Source organism: Salinisphaera hydrothermalis C41B8 (genome assembly GCF_000732535.1).
Taxonomy (GTDB): domain Bacteria; phylum Pseudomonadota; class Gammaproteobacteria; order Nevskiales; family Salinisphaeraceae; genus Salinisphaera; species Salinisphaera hydrothermalis.
On sequence record NZ_APNK01000001.1, the window covers coordinates 355,165 to 370,439 of the forward strand.

At 63.4% G+C, this 15,275-nt stretch carries 14 protein-coding genes; 10 read left to right on the forward strand and 4 right to left on the reverse strand.

Features of this window, described 5'->3' with window-relative positions; translation table 11 throughout:
- Positions 1–13: 13 nt before the first annotated feature.
- Entirely contained in the window at positions 14–643 is a 630-nt protein-coding gene (locus tag C41B8_RS19220; protein ID WP_156962369.1) for a class I SAM-dependent methyltransferase, read from the reverse strand.
- 154 nt (positions 644–797) lie between these two features.
- Between C41B8_RS19220 and C41B8_RS01570 the strand changes: the two genes are divergently transcribed.
- From C41B8_RS01570 to C41B8_RS01595, 6 genes are all read left to right on the forward strand, one after another.
- Positions 798–1,583, forward strand: a complete 786-nt coding sequence (locus C41B8_RS01570) for a GNAT family N-acetyltransferase (RefSeq protein ID WP_051882675.1) — start codon at positions 798–800, stop codon at positions 1,581–1,583.
- 66 nt (positions 1,584–1,649) lie between these two features.
- Positions 1,650–2,444, forward strand: coding sequence for an undecaprenyl-diphosphate phosphatase (locus tag C41B8_RS01575; protein WP_037333011.1), 795 nt, complete (start codon positions 1,650–1,652; stop codon positions 2,442–2,444).
- Between the two features lie 116 nt (positions 2,445–2,560).
- On the forward strand, positions 2,561–3,625 hold the full coding sequence (locus C41B8_RS01580) for an NAD(P)H-dependent flavin oxidoreductase (protein WP_037333012.1): 1,065 nt from the start codon (positions 2,561–2,563) through the stop codon (positions 3,623–3,625).
- A gap of 129 nt (positions 3,626–3,754) precedes the next feature.
- On the forward strand, positions 3,755–5,146 hold the full coding sequence (gene tcuA / locus C41B8_RS01585) for an FAD-dependent tricarballylate dehydrogenase TcuA (protein ID WP_037333014.1): 1,392 nt from the start codon (positions 3,755–3,757) through the stop codon (positions 5,144–5,146).
- Positions 5,139–6,266 (forward strand): tricarballylate utilization 4Fe-4S protein TcuB, encoded by a 1,128-nt coding sequence (gene tcuB, locus C41B8_RS01590; RefSeq protein WP_198024993.1) that lies wholly within the window; start codon positions 5,139–5,141, stop codon positions 6,264–6,266. The genes tcuA and tcuB overlap by 8 nt, the downstream gene beginning before the upstream one ends.
- Before the next feature lie 62 nt (positions 6,267–6,328).
- On the forward strand, positions 6,329–6,994 hold the full coding sequence (locus C41B8_RS01595) for a GntR family transcriptional regulator (RefSeq protein WP_051882677.1): 666 nt from the start codon (positions 6,329–6,331) through the stop codon (positions 6,992–6,994).
- 264 nt (positions 6,995–7,258) lie between these two features.
- Here C41B8_RS01595 and C41B8_RS01600 read toward each other — a convergent pair whose 3' ends face one another.
- Genes C41B8_RS01600 through C41B8_RS01610 form a run of 3 tightly spaced genes read right to left on the reverse strand, consistent with a single transcriptional unit; the run spans position 7,259 to position 10,468 of the window.
- Positions 7,259–8,323: an ABC transporter substrate-binding protein gene (locus C41B8_RS01600; RefSeq protein ID WP_037333016.1), complete on the reverse strand. Its 1,065-nt coding sequence runs from the start codon at positions 8,321–8,323 to the stop codon at positions 7,259–7,261.
- Between the two features lie 53 nt (positions 8,324–8,376).
- On the reverse strand, positions 8,377–9,783 hold the full coding sequence (locus tag C41B8_RS01605) for a sensor histidine kinase (protein WP_037333018.1): 1,407 nt from the start codon (positions 9,781–9,783) through the stop codon (positions 8,377–8,379).
- Between the two features lie 7 nt (positions 9,784–9,790).
- Positions 9,791–10,468, reverse strand: coding sequence for a response regulator (locus C41B8_RS01610; RefSeq protein ID WP_037333020.1), 678 nt, complete (start codon positions 10,466–10,468; stop codon positions 9,791–9,793).
- A gap of 475 nt (positions 10,469–10,943) precedes the next feature.
- On the opposite strand from C41B8_RS01610, the gene C41B8_RS01615 reads away from it, so the two are divergent.
- From C41B8_RS01615 to C41B8_RS01630, 4 genes are all read left to right on the forward strand, one after another.
- The gene (locus tag C41B8_RS01615; RefSeq protein WP_198024994.1) at positions 10,944–11,960 is read left to right on the forward strand and encodes a TRAP transporter substrate-binding protein; all 1,017 of its coding nucleotides are present in this window, start codon (positions 10,944–10,946) and stop codon (positions 11,958–11,960) included.
- A gap of 15 nt (positions 11,961–11,975) precedes the next feature.
- Positions 11,976–12,536 (forward strand): TRAP transporter small permease, encoded by a 561-nt coding sequence (locus tag C41B8_RS01620; protein ID WP_037333024.1) that lies wholly within the window; start codon positions 11,976–11,978, stop codon positions 12,534–12,536.
- Positions 12,537–12,603: 67 nt separating this feature from the next.
- Positions 12,604–13,917, forward strand: a complete 1,314-nt coding sequence (locus C41B8_RS01625; protein ID WP_037333026.1) for a TRAP transporter large permease — start codon at positions 12,604–12,606, stop codon at positions 13,915–13,917.
- 3 nt (positions 13,918–13,920) lie between these two features.
- The gene (locus tag C41B8_RS01630; protein WP_051882678.1) at positions 13,921–14,973 is read left to right on the forward strand and encodes an AbrB family transcriptional regulator; all 1,053 of its coding nucleotides are present in this window, start codon (positions 13,921–13,923) and stop codon (positions 14,971–14,973) included.
- Positions 14,974–15,275: the final 302 nt, after the last annotated feature.

Consider the following 15,275-nt stretch of genomic DNA (forward strand, 5'->3'; position numbering starts at 1 on the left):
CTCCAGAGGACGATCAATCCGAGTTTAATCGGCCAAGGCAGATATCTCGATAGCGATCACCGCAAGGCTTGATTTCATTGGCCCGGTATTGCCACAGCGTGGCCGGCGGCCAGTTGTTTGCGATGCGTCGATAGCGCTCGGCGCGGTATCCCCACAGTCGCAGATGCCGCTGACGCACGGGCGACCCCGGGAGATAGGTGATCTGGGTGAAGGCCGCGCCGGGGGCGGCCCGTTCGAAGCAATCGTCGAGCACGGCGCGTTGCGCCGTCAGCCCGAAATTGAGAATCGGCAGGGTCGATACGATGGCGGCGATGCGCTCGATCCGACGGGCTTCGAAAAAAGGCTCGAGCGCCCGCGCATCCGCCCGCGCGATCACGTCGCGCCCGAAGCGGCGACGCAGATGGGCCGCGAGTTCGGCATCCGATTCTACGATACACAGGCGCTCGCGCGCGATGCCGGCCGCCAGTATCGCGGCCGTGACCGGCCCTGTGCCGGCCCCGAGCTCGACGATCGTGCCCTCGTCGGGCGCAGTGGCGATGGCGTCGACGAAAGCGGCGGCCACGGCATCGCTGCTCGGTGCCCAGGTGGCGATCTGGCGCGGTTTGGTCAGCCATAACCGCCAGAGAAGGGTCAGGTCCGACATGATGACGATATCCGGGGTTTTGCCCAGACATAGCAATGCTTGATGACCGCGCGATGACGCGTATCCGTCACCAGGCGGTCATACGAAGGTCATCGAGTCATCACATGGCGCGACGAGAATCGGGGCCGTTCATCCGGTCTCTGGAGGCCATCGCATGTCCCTCGCACCCCGTACCGAACGCGTGCCCCGCGGTTACTACTACAGCTTCGCCCAGAACGAGCACGACGTACTCGACAGTCTCGCCCTGCGCCATCGGGTGTTCGTCGAGGAGATGGGCGCCCGCATCGAGCCCGGCCCCGCCGGCATCGAAACCGATGCGCTGGACGAATACTGTCTGCACCTGATCGTGCGCGAGCGCGCCACCGATCGTGCCATCGCCAGCACCCGGATTCTGACCCACGAAGCCGCGATCGCCGCCGGCGGCTTCTATTCCGCGGCCGAGTTCGATATCGATCGCATCCTGGCCACGCCGGGCCGATTTCTGGAAATCGGACGGACTTGCGTGGACGCCGCGCATCGCAGCGGCGGCGCGATTGCCGTGCTCTGGAACGGCCTGGCCGATCTGATCCGCGCCGACGATTACGATCACCTGATCGGCTGCGCCAGCATCGATCTGCGCGACGGTCTGGACCGCGCTCACGCCATCTGCCGCGACATCCTGGCGCGCCAGCCGGTCTCCGCCACGAGTCGGGTGGCCCCGAAACGAGCGCTGCCGGCCGCCTCCAACCGCCTCGCGCGCGCCGTGCGTCTGCCGCCGTTGATCAAGGCCTACCTGCGCCTGGGCGCACGCGTCGGCGGCCCGCCCTGCTACGACCCGGACTTTGGTGTGGCCGACGTATTCATGCATGTCGACGTGGCCCGCTTGTCGCCCCGCTATGCCCGCCATTTTCTCGGCACGGTCCGCACACCGGAAGACGAAGAGCTGCGCCTGACCGCGTGACCGCCGTTATGTCTCACGCCCGAACGGAGTGCTCAGGTAAGCTAGGCGCTTTTTGAGGGCGATGCTTTGACGGATTTGCTCAACGTTACGCTGCTCGGGATCATCGAAGGCATTACCGAATTCCTGCCGATCTCCAGCACCGGCCATCTGCTTATCGCCGAACGCTGGCTCGGCCAGCGCTCGGATCTGTTCAACATCGTCATTCAGGCGGGCGCCATTCTGGCGGTCTGTCTGATCTATCGGCAGCGCATCGTCGCGCTGCTGTCCAGCTGGCGCGATCCGGCACAACGCGATTATCTGGCCAAGCTGATCGTCGCTTTCCTGATCACCGCCGTGCTCGGGCTGATCGCGGTCAAGCACGGCTTCCAGCTGCCGACCCAGCTCAACGGCGTCGCCTGGGCGCTGATCATCGGCGGGTTCTGGATGATTGCGGCCGAACAGATTGCAGCGCGACGCCCAGCCTCGTCGAAGGTCACCTGGACCGTGGCGATTCTGGTCGGCATCGCACAGATGGTGGCCGGCCTGTTCCCCGGCACCTCACGTTCCGGCGCGACCATCTTCATCGCGCTGCTGGCCGGCACCAACAACCGCAGCGCGGCCTCCGAGTTCGCGTTCCTCGTCGGCATTCCGACCATGTTTGCCGCCAGCGGCTATGAGCTGTTCGACAAGTACCACCACGGCCAGATCGACAACGTGAACTGGACCGCCGTGGCCATCGGCTTCGTGGTCTCGACCATCGTGGCGTTCATTTCGGTGAAATGGCTGCTGCACTATATCCAGACCCGTCGATTCACCGTCTTCGCGGTCTATCGCATCATCTTCGGCGTGTTGTTGCTGACGCTGCTGCCGGCCGCCGGTTAGCCAGCGACGACCTCGCGGCGGTTCGACACGCCGGGCCGCCGCGGCGATCGTCTCGGGGCGCAACCGGCGCTTGGATCGTTACACTCGGGTGCACCACTCACCCGCGACCGCCCGTCATGCAACACGCGCTCGCCGCTCGACTCAATCTCGACCATGGCCTGATTCAGGCCCCGATGGCCGGCGGCCCCACCACGCCGGCGCTGGTGGCCGCCGTATCCAATGCCGGCGGGCTCGGCTGCATCGGCGCCGGCTATCTGAGTCCGGCGTCGCTCGAGGCCGCCATCGGCGCGGTGCGCAGCGCGACCGGCCGCGCCTTTGGCGTCAATCTATTCGTGCCCGGCGCGTATACGCCCAACCCGGGGCGTGTGGCCCGGGCCAACCGGCGTATGGCCGATTTTCGTAGCGAACTCGGTATCGAGACACCGTCAGAGGTCGGCCCGGTAGCACCGGATTTCGAGGGTCAGTTTGAAGTCCTGGTCGACGCGGCGCCCGCCGTGGTGAGCACCACTTTCGGTGCGCTCGCCCCGGAACGCGTGAGCCGACTCCAGTATGCCGGCTGTTTCGTAATCGGCACCGCGACCACGGTCGCCGAGGCGCGCTATCTGGAGACCACCGGCGTCGACGCCGTCGTCGCCCAAGGCTTCGAGGCCGGCGGCCACCGCGGCAGTTTTCTGGATAATTTCGAGCGCTCCGCCGTGGGCACCCTGGCGCTCGTGCCCCAGATCGTCGATGCGATCGCGCGTCCGGTGATCGCGTCCGGCGGCATCATGGACGGGCGCGGCATCGCCGCCGCGCATTGCCTTGGCGCGGCCGCGGTCCAAATGGGCACGGCCTTTCTCGCGACCGAAGAGTCCGGGGCCAAACCCGAACATAAGGCCGCACTCCCCGGCGCGGCCGACACGGCCACCACGCTTACGGCGGCCTTTTCCGGCAAACCGGCTCGAGGCTTGCGCAACCGCTTCATCGAGACCTTCGAGCACAGCGACGACGCTCTGCCCGACTACCCCGAACAGAATGCCTGGACCAAAGACATCCGCGCCGCCGCAGCGCGGCAATCGCGGCCCGAATTCCTGTCGATGTGGGCCGGCCAGGCCGCCGGGCTCGCACGCGCCATGCCGGCCAGCGAACTGGTCGCCGCACTCGTGGCCGAGGCCCGCGCGCTAATCCCCGACTGTATCTGAGGGCCACGCCCAGAAGACGAACCCCGGCGGATACCGGGGCGGAGATTCGTCGTGCTCGTTTGGTTTGTATTTATATGTATACAATTGTATAACTCGAATTGGAGACAGGATTAGAGCGGGTCGACAATCATGGATAACAACAAGGCGGGGTACGACGTGCTCGTTGCCGGCGGCGGCAATGCCGCCTTATGTGCGGCGATTACGGCAGCGCGCGCGGGCGCTTCGGTGCTGGTGGTCGAACGCGCCCCGGCGTCGTATCGGGGCGGGAATACACGCCATACCCGCAACATGCGTGTCGCCCATGGCGCTGGCAACGAGATCCTGACCGGGCCTTATCCGGTCGATGAATTCTGGGAGGATCTGCTGCGCGTCACTAACGGCAACACCGACCGGGAACTGGCGCGCATGACGCTGGAAAAGTCGGCCGAGCTCTGGGATTTTCTCTACGACCAGGGCGTGCGGTATCAGCCATCACTCGGGGGCACGCTCTCGCTCGGACGCACCAATGCTTTCTTTCTGGGCGGCGGCAAGACGCTGCTCAACGCCCTGTATCGCACCGCCGAGCGGCTGGGCGCCGTCGTGCGCTACGACACCACCGTGGTCGATCTGACCATGGAGAACGGGCGCTTCGAATCGGCCACCGTCGAGCATGGCGGCACCCGTGAGACGATCCATGCCAAGGCTTTCGTAGCGGCCTCCGGCGGCTTCGAGGCCAATATCGAATGGCTGACCGAGGCCTGGGGGCCGGCGGCCGCCAATTTTCTGATTCGCGGCACCCCCTACAATCGCGGCGAGCTGTTGCGGCTGTTGCTGGACAAGGGGGTGGCCCAGGTCGGCGATGCCACCCAGGGCCATGCCGTGGCGATCGACGGCCGCGCGCCGAAGTTCGACGGCGGCATCGTGACCCGGCTGGACTGCGTGCCATTCGGCGTGGTGCTCAACGCCAACGGCCAGCGCTTTTACGACGAGGGCGAGGATTTCTGGCCCAAACGCTATGCCATCTGGGGCCGTCTGGTTGCCGCCCAGCCCGAACAGGTCGGCCATGTCTTCATCGATTCGAAATCGATCAAGCTGTTCATGCCCTCGGTATTCGCGCCAGAACAAGCCGATACGATCGAGGAACTGGCTCAGAAGGTCGGCCTCGATCCGGCAGCGGTGCGCGCCTCGATCGACGAATTCAACGCCGCCTGCCAGGTCGGGCATTTCGATCACACGGCCTACGACGAATGCCATACCGAGGGCATCGACCCGCCCAAGTCGCATTGGGCACGCCCGATCGATACCCCGCCCTACTACGCCTATACCCTGCGCTGCGGCATCACCTTTACCTATCTAGGGGTGAAGGTGGATCGAACAGCGCGGATGCAGATGGCTGACGGCGCCCCGGCCGACAATCTCTATGCCGCCGGCGAGATCATGGCCGGCAACGTCCTCGGCCAGGGTTATCTGGCCGGCATCGGCATGACCATCGGTAGTGTTTTCGGCCGGCTGGCCGGCGAAGGAGCCGCGACCCATGTCTGAAGTGAATACATCGGATTTCAACCTCGCCGACCTGGCCCGCATGAACCAGGACGAAGCGGCGCGGCAGATGTCGATCTGCAATGCCTGTCGTTACTGCGAAGGGCTGTGTGCCGTATTTCCGGCAATGGAGCTGCGGCGGGCGTTCGCCGGCGAGGACGTCGATTATCTGTCGAATCTCTGCCACAACTGCGGCGCCTGCTACGACGCCTGTCAGTACGCCCCACCGCACGAATTCGGCGTGAACGTGCCGCAGGCGATGGCCGATCTGCGCGAGAACTCCTACCAGCGTTATGTCTGGCCGGCGGCGTTTGCCGGGTTGTTTCAGCGTAACGCATTCTGGATCGGGCTCACGGCAGTCGTTTTCGTTGCCGCCTTCATCACGGGCGTGATCGGCTGGCATGCCGCGGGTGCGATGTTCGCCACTTATACCGGCGACGGCGCCTTCTACCGGTTGATCCCGCACGGCGTGCTGGTCGCGATCTTCGGCGCGCTGCTGGGCTATGCCGTGTTAGCCATGGCGCTGAGCGTGCGCCGCTTCTGGCGCGCCTCGCATTCCGGCGAAGCCCTGGAGCCCGGCTCGATCGGCCAAGCGATCCACGATACCGCCACGCTGCGTTATCTGCACGGCGGCGGGCCGGGCTGTACCGGCGTTTCCGGCCGGCCGAGCGACCATCGGCGATGGTGTCACCACGCCACGGCCTATGGTTTTCTGTTGTGCCTGGCTTCGACCAGCCTCGCTACGGTCTGTCATTACCTCGGCTACGAGGCCCCGTATGCGATCTGGCATCCGGTGGTGATTCTCGGCGTGGCCGGCGGCCTCGGCCTGATCGCCGGCCCGATCGGGTTATTGACCGGGCGTCCAGCCTCGGCGCGTAGCCGCAATCGCTCGGCCGATATCGGGCTGGTGTTCATCGTGATGCTGCTGGCTACCAGCGCGTCGGGCCTGGCCGTACTGGTGCTCCGCGCCACGCCGGCGATGGGCCTGGCGCTGACGATTCATCTGGGCATCGTCGCGGCGCTGTTCATCAGCCTCCCGTACGGCAAGTTTGTGCACGGCCTGCACCGCGTGGCCGCGCTCGTGCGCCACGCCCACGAGCAGCGTGCGGCCGCCCGCCACTGACCGCGACCCGCGATGTTATAAGCTGTCGAAAAAACAGGCACGAATGCGACACACGAGGGGACATGGCGAATAACGTATCTCGCGGCGAAGCGGCTTACCTGCAGCTCAAGGAAGCGATCCAGTCCGGGGCGCTGGCACCGGGCACGCGCGTGCGCGAGGTGGAGATCGCCGAGCGCTTCGGCATCAGCCGCACGCCGGCGCGTGAGGCTATCCGACGTCTGGAAAGCAAGGGGCTCATTTCGATCGTGCCGCATCAGGGCGCGGTGATTGCTTCGCTGGATCATCAGCAGACCATGGAGCTGTACGATCTGCGCGAAATCCTGGAAGGATCGGCCGCGGCGTTCGCGGCCCGGCATGCCTCGGCCGCCGAGATCGAGGAACTGGCCGAGCTGGTGGCCTCCGAACCACCTTTCGCCGAGCAACCGGAGCGCCTGGCGGAGCTCAATCGGATATTCCATGCGTCGCTATACCGTGCCGCCCACAATCGTTTCCTGGAACGCGCGCTGCTCGGTCTGCGCGACTCGATGGCCCTGCTCGGTGGCACCTCGCTACAGGTCGAGGGGCGCTACGACACGGCGCATGCCGAACATCAGGCGATGATCGAGGCGCTTAATGCGCGTGATGAAGCCAGCGCGGAGGCGGCGGCCCGGGCGCATATTCGCAACGCCCAGCGCGCGCGCCTCAAGCTGATGCGTGGGAAATTTCTTGATCAGCCAGTGGACAACTGAAAACGATACAAGGCGCTTTCAGAGTCGTGACTCCGCCGGCCCTGCTACACCGTAGATCGCGCCACGAGACCCTGTTTTCCAGGGCGATATCGACGACTGCGGATCGCAAGCCGTGTCAGATCATGAGCCACCGCATACCGGTTCCTTCGTGGGCGGTTCGGGATTGAGCGAACGAATCGCTATTCACGGATTTTATTTAAAATTTTAAAAAGACAGATATCCGACATTGAACTGGATATCAAACTTCTGAGGTCGCGTTACACATCAGTGTTCGCGCGGTGGCGCCGAACTGGATGCATTGGGTTGTGTCTGATCCTGGTATTCCCGCTGCCAGCGTCGCAGGAAAGTGCGTCGTTTCTGCGGGTCGGAGATCGCCATCAACCCGGCATCGATGGGGATCGGGAACAGATGGTCGCCTACTTCGGCGCGTAATCGCCACGCGCTGTAAGGACCACTCACGTCCTTGCGGCGGCTGAACAATGGCGTGTCATTGGCCAGAATCTTCTGGCCGGCATGGCTGAGCAGAAAATCGACGAATTGCACCGCGGCGTGGAGATGGCGCGCTTGACGATGTACGAATACCATCCGGCTCAACACTAACGTGTAGTCACGCGGGAACCGCACCACGATCTCCGGATGTGTCTTCGCCCAGCGCAGCGCGTAGGAACCGATCAGATTGTAGGCGAATACGAAGCGCCCGCTGGATAGCCCCTCAAGCATCGTCCGAGTGGTGCCGACCTGCACGGCCTGAGCCTTGCCCATCGCCGAAACCAGTTGCCAGAAACGGGCGGTATAGCCGGCATCGGCCTGGTAGAGCGCGTAGCCAACGTCACTGCGTGCTGGATCGTAGAGCGCCATATGACCGTTCGCCAGCGGCGAATCAGGCACCTGCAGCGCGCGATACAGAGCGCCGTGCGACTGTGGTGGGCTCATTCGGTTTGCCAGATCCCGACGATAAGCAAATACGACGGGCTCGAAGGTGAAACCGAAGACTTCGTCGCGCCATTTTGCGCGGGCGGGCCAAGCGCGTGTTTCGCGGGTCGACAGTGCTTGTGCATAGCCGGCATTCACCTGCGACATCTGGGATGGCATAGCCGAGCTGATGACTACGTCCGGCGGATTGTCAGAATCGCGGATCCGCCTATTCACTTCCCGAGTCGACAGATCCTGATAGTTCAGGGAGATACTCGGGTGAGTTGCACTAAAGGCGTCAAGCACCGGCTGAATTGCACTTCGATCGAGTGCTGCGACAACGATCAGCGGTGTACGGGACTTAGAGCTGGATGCAGGCGTCGCCCTGCCGGTCGCCGATAACCAGGCCAACCCCATAAGCAGAACGGCGCAGGGCAACGCCCATCGAGAGACCCGGTATCGAGTTTTCCTCATGAGGTGCGCTCCGGCGGCTGACCACTCATCGGCAAGCAAACCGACACAAGCAGCCCTCCACCGTCACGGTTGCTGATGTGCAGACGGCCCTGATGTCGATCGATGACCGAGCGTACGATGGCCAACCCGAGCCCCGAGCCATGTTCGTCAGTACGACCTGCCCGCTCGAAGGGCTGGCCGAGCCGAGCGATGAGGGCCTCGTCGACACCGGGCCCGTCGTCCTCGACACTCAGTTCGACGTTCTGCCCCCGCCGGCGGACGCCGACGGTGATGGCGCAACCCGCGGGTGTGTACCGCAGGGCGTTGTCGATGAGATTGCCAATCAACTCGCGTAGCGCCCAAGCTTCCCCCTTGACCGGACCCGTGGCGCGGTCAAAAGCTGCGAAGCCCAGATCGTGTCGGAACGCAGACGGCGCATCAGCCCATTCACGCGTGCAGTCCGCCGCCAGTGCAACCAGGTCGATCGATGCCGGGGGGCTTGATGGCACATGGCGCAACCGAGTGAAATTAAGTAACTGCCGGGCCAGCCGGCTCGTGCGATCCGCCGAGCCGTGGATCTGCTGTAACGCCCGGTGCCAGGCAGCCGGATGCGATTCTTTCAGTGCCAATTCACTGGCATTCTGCAGCCCCGCCAGCGGTGTCTTGAGTTGATGACTGGCGTCCGCGACAAAACGCAGTAGTTGGGCGCGCGCATTTCGCTGGCGGGTCAGCAGGTCATCGAGTGTCTTGGCCAATTCGCTGAGCTCGCCGGGTACGCGCGCGCTCAACGGCGTCACATCGTCGGCCGCTCGAGTTCGCAGTTGATCGCGCAGGCGATGCAGGGGCCTCAATGCGCTGCGGATGGCGAGCCCGCCGAACAACGCAGCGCCCATCAGAAATACGATAAATCGGATCAGCGCCGGCATGAATAGGTGATTGGCCAATGTACGGCGACCGGCGTTGGTATGGCCAACCCATATTTGCAATGACTCGTTGGATGACCAGCCAGCCAGCTCGAAGCTTTGTCCATGCAGACGCCAACTGACATTCTCGAAAGAGGTATCCAGATAAACCGAACTCTGCCGCGCACTTTTCTGCCACGCGGGTTTGATCGGCAGCGCGAGATTACCCCCTAACCGGCGGCCGTCTTGAGTAAACACACTGTAGAACACGCGTTCCTGATGCTCGCCGGCGAGAATACGCAGTGCGGCGGCCGGTATCGACACCACCGGCTGGTCGTCACGCCAGCGGATACCGTCGGCAATGGTCAGGGCCGCGGCTCGGAGCTGCGCGTCATAGTCACGATTGGCCTCGGCATGAGCGTTGATCCAGGCGTCGACCAACAACAATGTGCCAAGCAAGGTGGCGCCCAACAGCAACCAGCCGGCTAAACGCGATCGCAGACTGCGAGTGATCTCGACCATCGCGGAATTAGTTCATGGGGCTGGAGTCGCGTTCGATTCGATAGCCAAGACCGCGCAGCGTACGAATCGCCACACCGCTACCAGCCAGCCGTTTGCGCAGACGGCTAATATAGACTTCCAGGGCATTCGGGCCGACTTCATCAAAACCGAACAGGCGTCGTTCCAATGTTTCGCGCGGCACGGTGCGCTCGGCATACAAAAGCAGGCCTTCGAGTAGCCGTAGCTCGCGCCGCGGGAGTTCGAGTAACTCATCGTTAACGCTGGCGGTGCCGTGTACAGAGTCGACGCTGATGACGCCGAGGCTAAGTCGGTTATCCAGGCGTTGCTGACTGCGCCGCAGCAGCGCGCGCACGCGAGCTTCCAATTCGGCTAGCGAGAACGGCTTAGCCAGATAATCATCGGCGCCCAGATCCAACCCGCGCACCCGGTCGTCGATATCGTCGCGCGAGGTGAGAATAAGCACAGGAGTCGTCTCACCGGCGCTGCGGCGAGCAGCCAATAGATCTAGACCGCAGCCGTCGGGCAATCCCAGATCCAGCAGCCATAGATCAAAGTGGTCACGGGCCAGCGCATTGCTGGCTGCCGCATATGTCGCGACTACATCGACGGTATTGCCGATCGCGGTAAGTGCGGCGTACACCGACTGTGCGATCAGTCGGTCATCCTCGATCAACAGCAGGCGCATACGACTAAAGTTTGCGCGCCGACAGCGTGGATGACAGGTTGATGACAGCTTGTACGCCTAGCATAAAGACAGTCCAGAAAGGCTTTAAAACGTATTAACCGAGGATGATCGACAACGAAAACCGCAGACTTGCGCAACTTACAAGATAGCAGGTCGCCTATAGTTGTAATACAGACGCGGATTATCGATGCACGTGGCAATTCGCAGTTCAGGCGGGCTGCAATAGTAAGAACAGCATCCACACCATGCGCACGGCTCCGACGTAGCGCCTGGGATGTAGCTGAGGATCGAAGCTGTATTGCAACAATCAAAAGCCATGTATTTGAATAATCACTTCGGTAGATAACAGCGGAATTTCAATAACAATTATTGATAATGGCTTTGGAAAATAACAGTAAGTAGAAGCGCGATATAAAAGTAATAAGCGGCGAAACCGTCGTTTATGCAACATCGACCAAACAAAGGGAGAACTATAGTGCGGGGAAAGAAATTAAGTGCGGCTGTGCTCACAGCCGTGATCAGCGGCGCCGCTCTTGCTGCAACCAGCCATACCGCTAGCGCCGCGGACCTGACCGTGCGCCTGGCCTGGTACATGCCGCCGAATACCGCGGTGGCCGATCAGGGCCAGGAGATCGCGGACAAGATCAAGTCGATGAGCCACGGCAGCATCGACGTCCAGACCTTCCCGTCCGGTTCCTTACTCAAGGAGTCGAACATCGGTCAGGGCGTGGCCAACAACACGGCCAATATGGTCATCAGCGGCATGCACTGGTGGTCCAATCAGGCGCCGGCCCTGCAATGGGACACCATTCCGTTTCTGGTCGACGATGCCTCGAGCCTGCTCAAGAAACTGCACGGCCCGCTCGGTCAGGACGTCAATCACGAGCTGAACCGCTTCGGCACGCAGGTCATCGGCTGGAGCTTCTACGGCTACGCGCTGAGCTACATCAATAACAAGCACCCGGTGAAGGTTCCCTCCGATCTCAAGGGCCTGAAGCTGCGCTCCGAGGGCAAGCTGTCGGCGCAATTCCTGAAATCTCAGGGCGCGACGCCGGTGGCGATGGATTCCAGCGAGGTCTATACCGCCATGCAGCGCGGCACGCTGGACGGCGGTGTCTCGGGCCTGTCGTCGATCGTTTCACGCAAGTGGTATGAAGTCGGTAAATATGTCACCGCGATTCACTATGCGCCGCTGGTCTACCCGGTCCAGGTGAACCGCCAGTGGTGGATGAGCCTCAAGCCGGAGCAGCGCGATCTGATCAAGAAGGCCGTGGCCAGCACCGAAGGCGACGCCGTGGCGGCGATCGAGAAAGAGTTCAAGCACGATATCGCCCTGATGAAGAAAAACGGCAATCAGGTCTATCGCCCGACCAATGCCCAGCTCAAGACCTGGCAGGAAGCGACCCAGGCCCAGGCGCGTAAGAACTATCTCAAGGACGCGGGCGCCAAGGGCAAGAAGATCCTGCACGACATCGACGCGTCGTCGAAGTAGCCCCGGGATCGAATCATGAGCAGCGAGCGTTCCTCTCTCTCGCATGCCGGCAGCACGCGGCGCCCGGCCCTGGCCGGGGCCGCCGCCGTGTTCGGCTGGGTCGGCGTTGCGGCCGGCGTCATAGCGGCCGCGATCACGCTAACGCTGACAGCCTCGGTGCTGCTCGGTATTACTCTGCGTTCGATGTCGATCGACAATTCCTGGACCTATGACCTGGATAATTTCGCCCTGATCTGGCTCGCCTTTGTCGGCGCGGCCTATACGGGCTATCGCGGCTCGCACGTCACCTCGGGCATTTCGCTCGAGCATCTGTTCGGCCGCGGCGCGATCGTGCTGGCACTTCTGCGCTTCGTGCTCGTGGCCGGTTTTCTCGCGGTGTTCGTTTATTCCGGATGGACGCAATTCCATAGCAGCTGGATGTTCAACGAGAAGACCCTGGATATCGCCCAGTGGCCAGTCTGGGTGGCCAAGCTCGCCCTGCCGGTCGGCGGCGCGGCTTGGCTGGCGGCCGAGATCCACAAGCTGTTGGCACTGCTCGCCGGCAGCGCGCCCGCGAGTACCGAACCCGCCGATTGATCGGCGGGTTCGTCCCGCACAGCCAACCTCTCTTTTTTTCACTTCCGCGTTTTTCCGGTAGCCGACTATGCATTTCATCCTGATGCTCGTGGCCTTGTTCGCCTTGCTGATCCTGGGCGTGCCGATCGCGATCGCCCTGCTGATCAGCGGCGTGCTCGGCTACATGCTCACGATCGGCATCGATCCGGGCATGAACGCCCTGGCCCAGATCTCGTACTCGGACGTGAACTCGTTCGTGATCATCGCGATCCCGCTGTATATCTTCATGGGCCAGATCATGCTCAAGGGCGAGGCCGGGCGGGATCTGTTCGATTTCGCCCAGCGCATGACCCGACGTCTGCCCGGCGGGCTGGTGATCGCCGCCATTCTGGCGAGCGCGATCTTCGCTGCTATTTCCGGCTCGTCCACCGCCACCGCCGCCACCATCGGCTCGATCAGCATTCCCGAGATGATCAAGCGCGGCTACGACAAACGCATGGCCGCGGGCGCCGTTGCCGTGGCCGGTAGCCTCGGCATCCTGATCCCGCCGAGTATTTCTCTGATTCTCTACTCGCTGGTCACCGGCGCCTCGGTAGGCAAGCTGTTCCTGGCCGGCATTCTGCCGGGCCTGATGCTGGCGCTGTTGTTTGCGGTCTACACCGTTGCGCGCACCGCCGGCGGCTCGTTCGCCCCGGCCGCCAGTCCGACGGCGCCGGCGGCGCGCGGCGCCGAGACCGGCGACGAAATCCCGCCGCTCACTCTCGGCATGCTGGGCAGCCTCGCCATGATCGTCGTGGTGCTCGGCAGTATCTATGCCGGGCTGGCCACGCCGACCGAAGCCGCCGCGATCGGCGTCGCCTATGCGCTGGTCCTGACCTTTGGGGTCAAGCGCACGCTGGGCGCCCGGCTGCTCGGGCTGGCCACGCTCGACAGTGTAAAAACCAGCGCGATGATTCTCATGCTGATCGCCGGGGCCTCGGTGTTCGGCAATACGCTGTCGCTGCTGCGCGTGCCGCAGGACGTGGCGAGCTGGCTGGACAGCCTGCAGCTCGCCCAGTGGCAGTTCCTGATCGCGATCAACGTGCTGTATCTCGTGCTCGGCATGTTCATGGATGCCTCGGCGGCGATCCTGGTGACGGTGCCGATTCTGTTGCCGGCACTGCAGGCGCTGAACATCGACCTGATCTGGTTCGGCGTGATTCTGGTCATCAACATGGAAATCGGCGCCGTGACACCGCCGGTCGGCATGAACCTGTTCGTGGTGCAATCGCTGTCCGATGACTACACGATCACCGACGTGCTGCGCGGTTCGCTGCCGTACGCCCTGATGGGGCTGGTCGGCCTGGCGCTGGTGATCATCTTCCCCCAGATCGCGCTCTGGCTGCCCTCGCTGACGCATTAGAGCGTGAGCCAAACCAGACGACTCGCCGGGCTGCGCGCGCACGCCGCGGCCCTGGCCTCGGCCACGGCCGGCGGTGGCGTGTTCGCCCTCGCCCATCTGCCCATGCCATGGCTGCTGGGCGCGATCACCGGCACCGCTATCGCCGTGATGAGCGGCGTGACCGCCACCATCCCGAAATGGCTGCGCAACGTCGTGCTGGTCGTGCTCGGGCTGATGATCGGCGCCACGCTGCAGCCGGCCATTCTCACCCATCTCGTCCGCTGGCCGGTCTCGCTGGCCGCCGTGGTGGTCTATGTCGGCGTGGTGACCACGGCGCAGTATCTGTACTTCCGGCGCGTGGGCGGCTACGACGCGCCCACCGCTTATTTCTCCGCCGCACCCGGCGGCTTCATGGCGATGACTGTCATTGGCGGCGAATACGGCGGCGCCGAGCGCGTAATCGCGTTGATGCACGCCGTGCGTATCGTGCTGGTGGTTTTTGCCCTGGTACTCGGCTTCCATCTGTTAGTCGGCCATGGCGCGGGCTCCGCCCACCGCTATGTCACGCTCGCCGATGTCTCGCTGCGCCACTGGGGCGTGCTGGTGGCGGTCGGCCTGGTGGGCGCCGCGGCATCGAAGGTGCTACGCCTGCCCGGCGCCATCATGATCGGGCCGCTGCTCGCCATGGGCCTGGTACAGATTACCGGGCTGACCAACGTACACGTACCCAGCGCGCCGATTCTTGTGGCGGAAGTCGTGCTCGGCAGTTCCATCGGCGCCCAGTTCGCCGGTGCCAGCCTGGCCGAAGTCCGCCGCGGGCTGGCCCTGTCGGTAAGCGCGACCCTGGTGATGCTGCTGGTCTCGGCCGGCTTCGCCTTCGGCCTGCGCGCCTTGACCGGGCTCGATCTGGAAGCCCTGTTTCTGGCCTTTTCGCCGGGCGGCATGTCCGGCATCTCGTTGATCGCGCTGGCGCTCGGTATCGAGCCCGCCTTCGTGACCGTGCACAACATGCTGCGCGTGCTGATCATCCTGATCGCCGGCCCGGCCGTGTTCTCGGCGCGGCGACGGCGCGCCTAATCAAGTCAGGCCATAAATAGACGCAAAAAGCGCAAATTACTAAAGGGTCAGAGACGCCGGCCTGGTTGCCTCTTGTTTGTGTTTCCTTGCGTTCCTTGGCGGACTACTTTTTTAATTACCGCGTCGAGCTGTGACCGCCTAAGTTGGGTCGCCCGATACCCGGAGGCGATGCCGACTCCCCCAGAAGCAGTCATCTTCATTTGCGCCTTTGGCGTTCATTGGCGGACGGATTTCCCCGCCGCGCATAAAAAAAGGTTCTTCGCAGATAAGCGTGAAAGGCGGCGGTGACCGCATGGCTTAAG

Bases quoted from the DNA above. Each gene is read 5' to 3' on its own strand.
- C41B8_RS19220 (WP_156962369.1), bottom strand. From the start codon at position 643: ATGTCGGACCTGACCCTTCTCTGGCGGTTATGGCTGACCAAACCGCGC.
- C41B8_RS01570 (WP_051882675.1), top strand. From the start codon at position 798: ATGTCCCTCGCACCCCGTACCGAACGCGTGCCCCGCGGTTACTACTAC.
- C41B8_RS01580 (WP_037333012.1), top strand. From the start codon at position 2,561: ATGCAACACGCGCTCGCCGCTCGACTCAATCTCGACCATGGCCTGATT.
- tcuA (WP_037333014.1), top strand. From the start codon at position 3,755: ATGGATAACAACAAGGCGGGGTACGACGTGCTCGTTGCCGGCGGCGGC.
- tcuB (WP_198024993.1), top strand. From the start codon at position 5,139: ATGTCTGAAGTGAATACATCGGATTTCAACCTCGCCGACCTGGCCCGC.
- C41B8_RS01595 (WP_051882677.1), top strand. From the start codon at position 6,329: ATGGCGAATAACGTATCTCGCGGCGAAGCGGCTTACCTGCAGCTCAAG.
- C41B8_RS01600 (WP_037333016.1), bottom strand. From the start codon at position 8,323: ATGGGGTTGGCCTGGTTATCGGCGACCGGCAGGGCGACGCCTGCATCC.
- C41B8_RS01605 (WP_037333018.1), bottom strand. From the start codon at position 9,783: ATGGTCGAGATCACTCGCAGTCTGCGATCGCGTTTAGCCGGCTGGTTG.
- C41B8_RS01610 (WP_037333020.1), bottom strand. From the start codon at position 10,468: ATGCGCCTGCTGTTGATCGAGGATGACCGACTGATCGCACAGTCGGTG.
- C41B8_RS01620 (WP_037333024.1), top strand. From the start codon at position 11,976: ATGAGCAGCGAGCGTTCCTCTCTCTCGCATGCCGGCAGCACGCGGCGC.
- C41B8_RS01625 (WP_037333026.1), top strand. From the start codon at position 12,604: ATGCATTTCATCCTGATGCTCGTGGCCTTGTTCGCCTTGCTGATCCTG.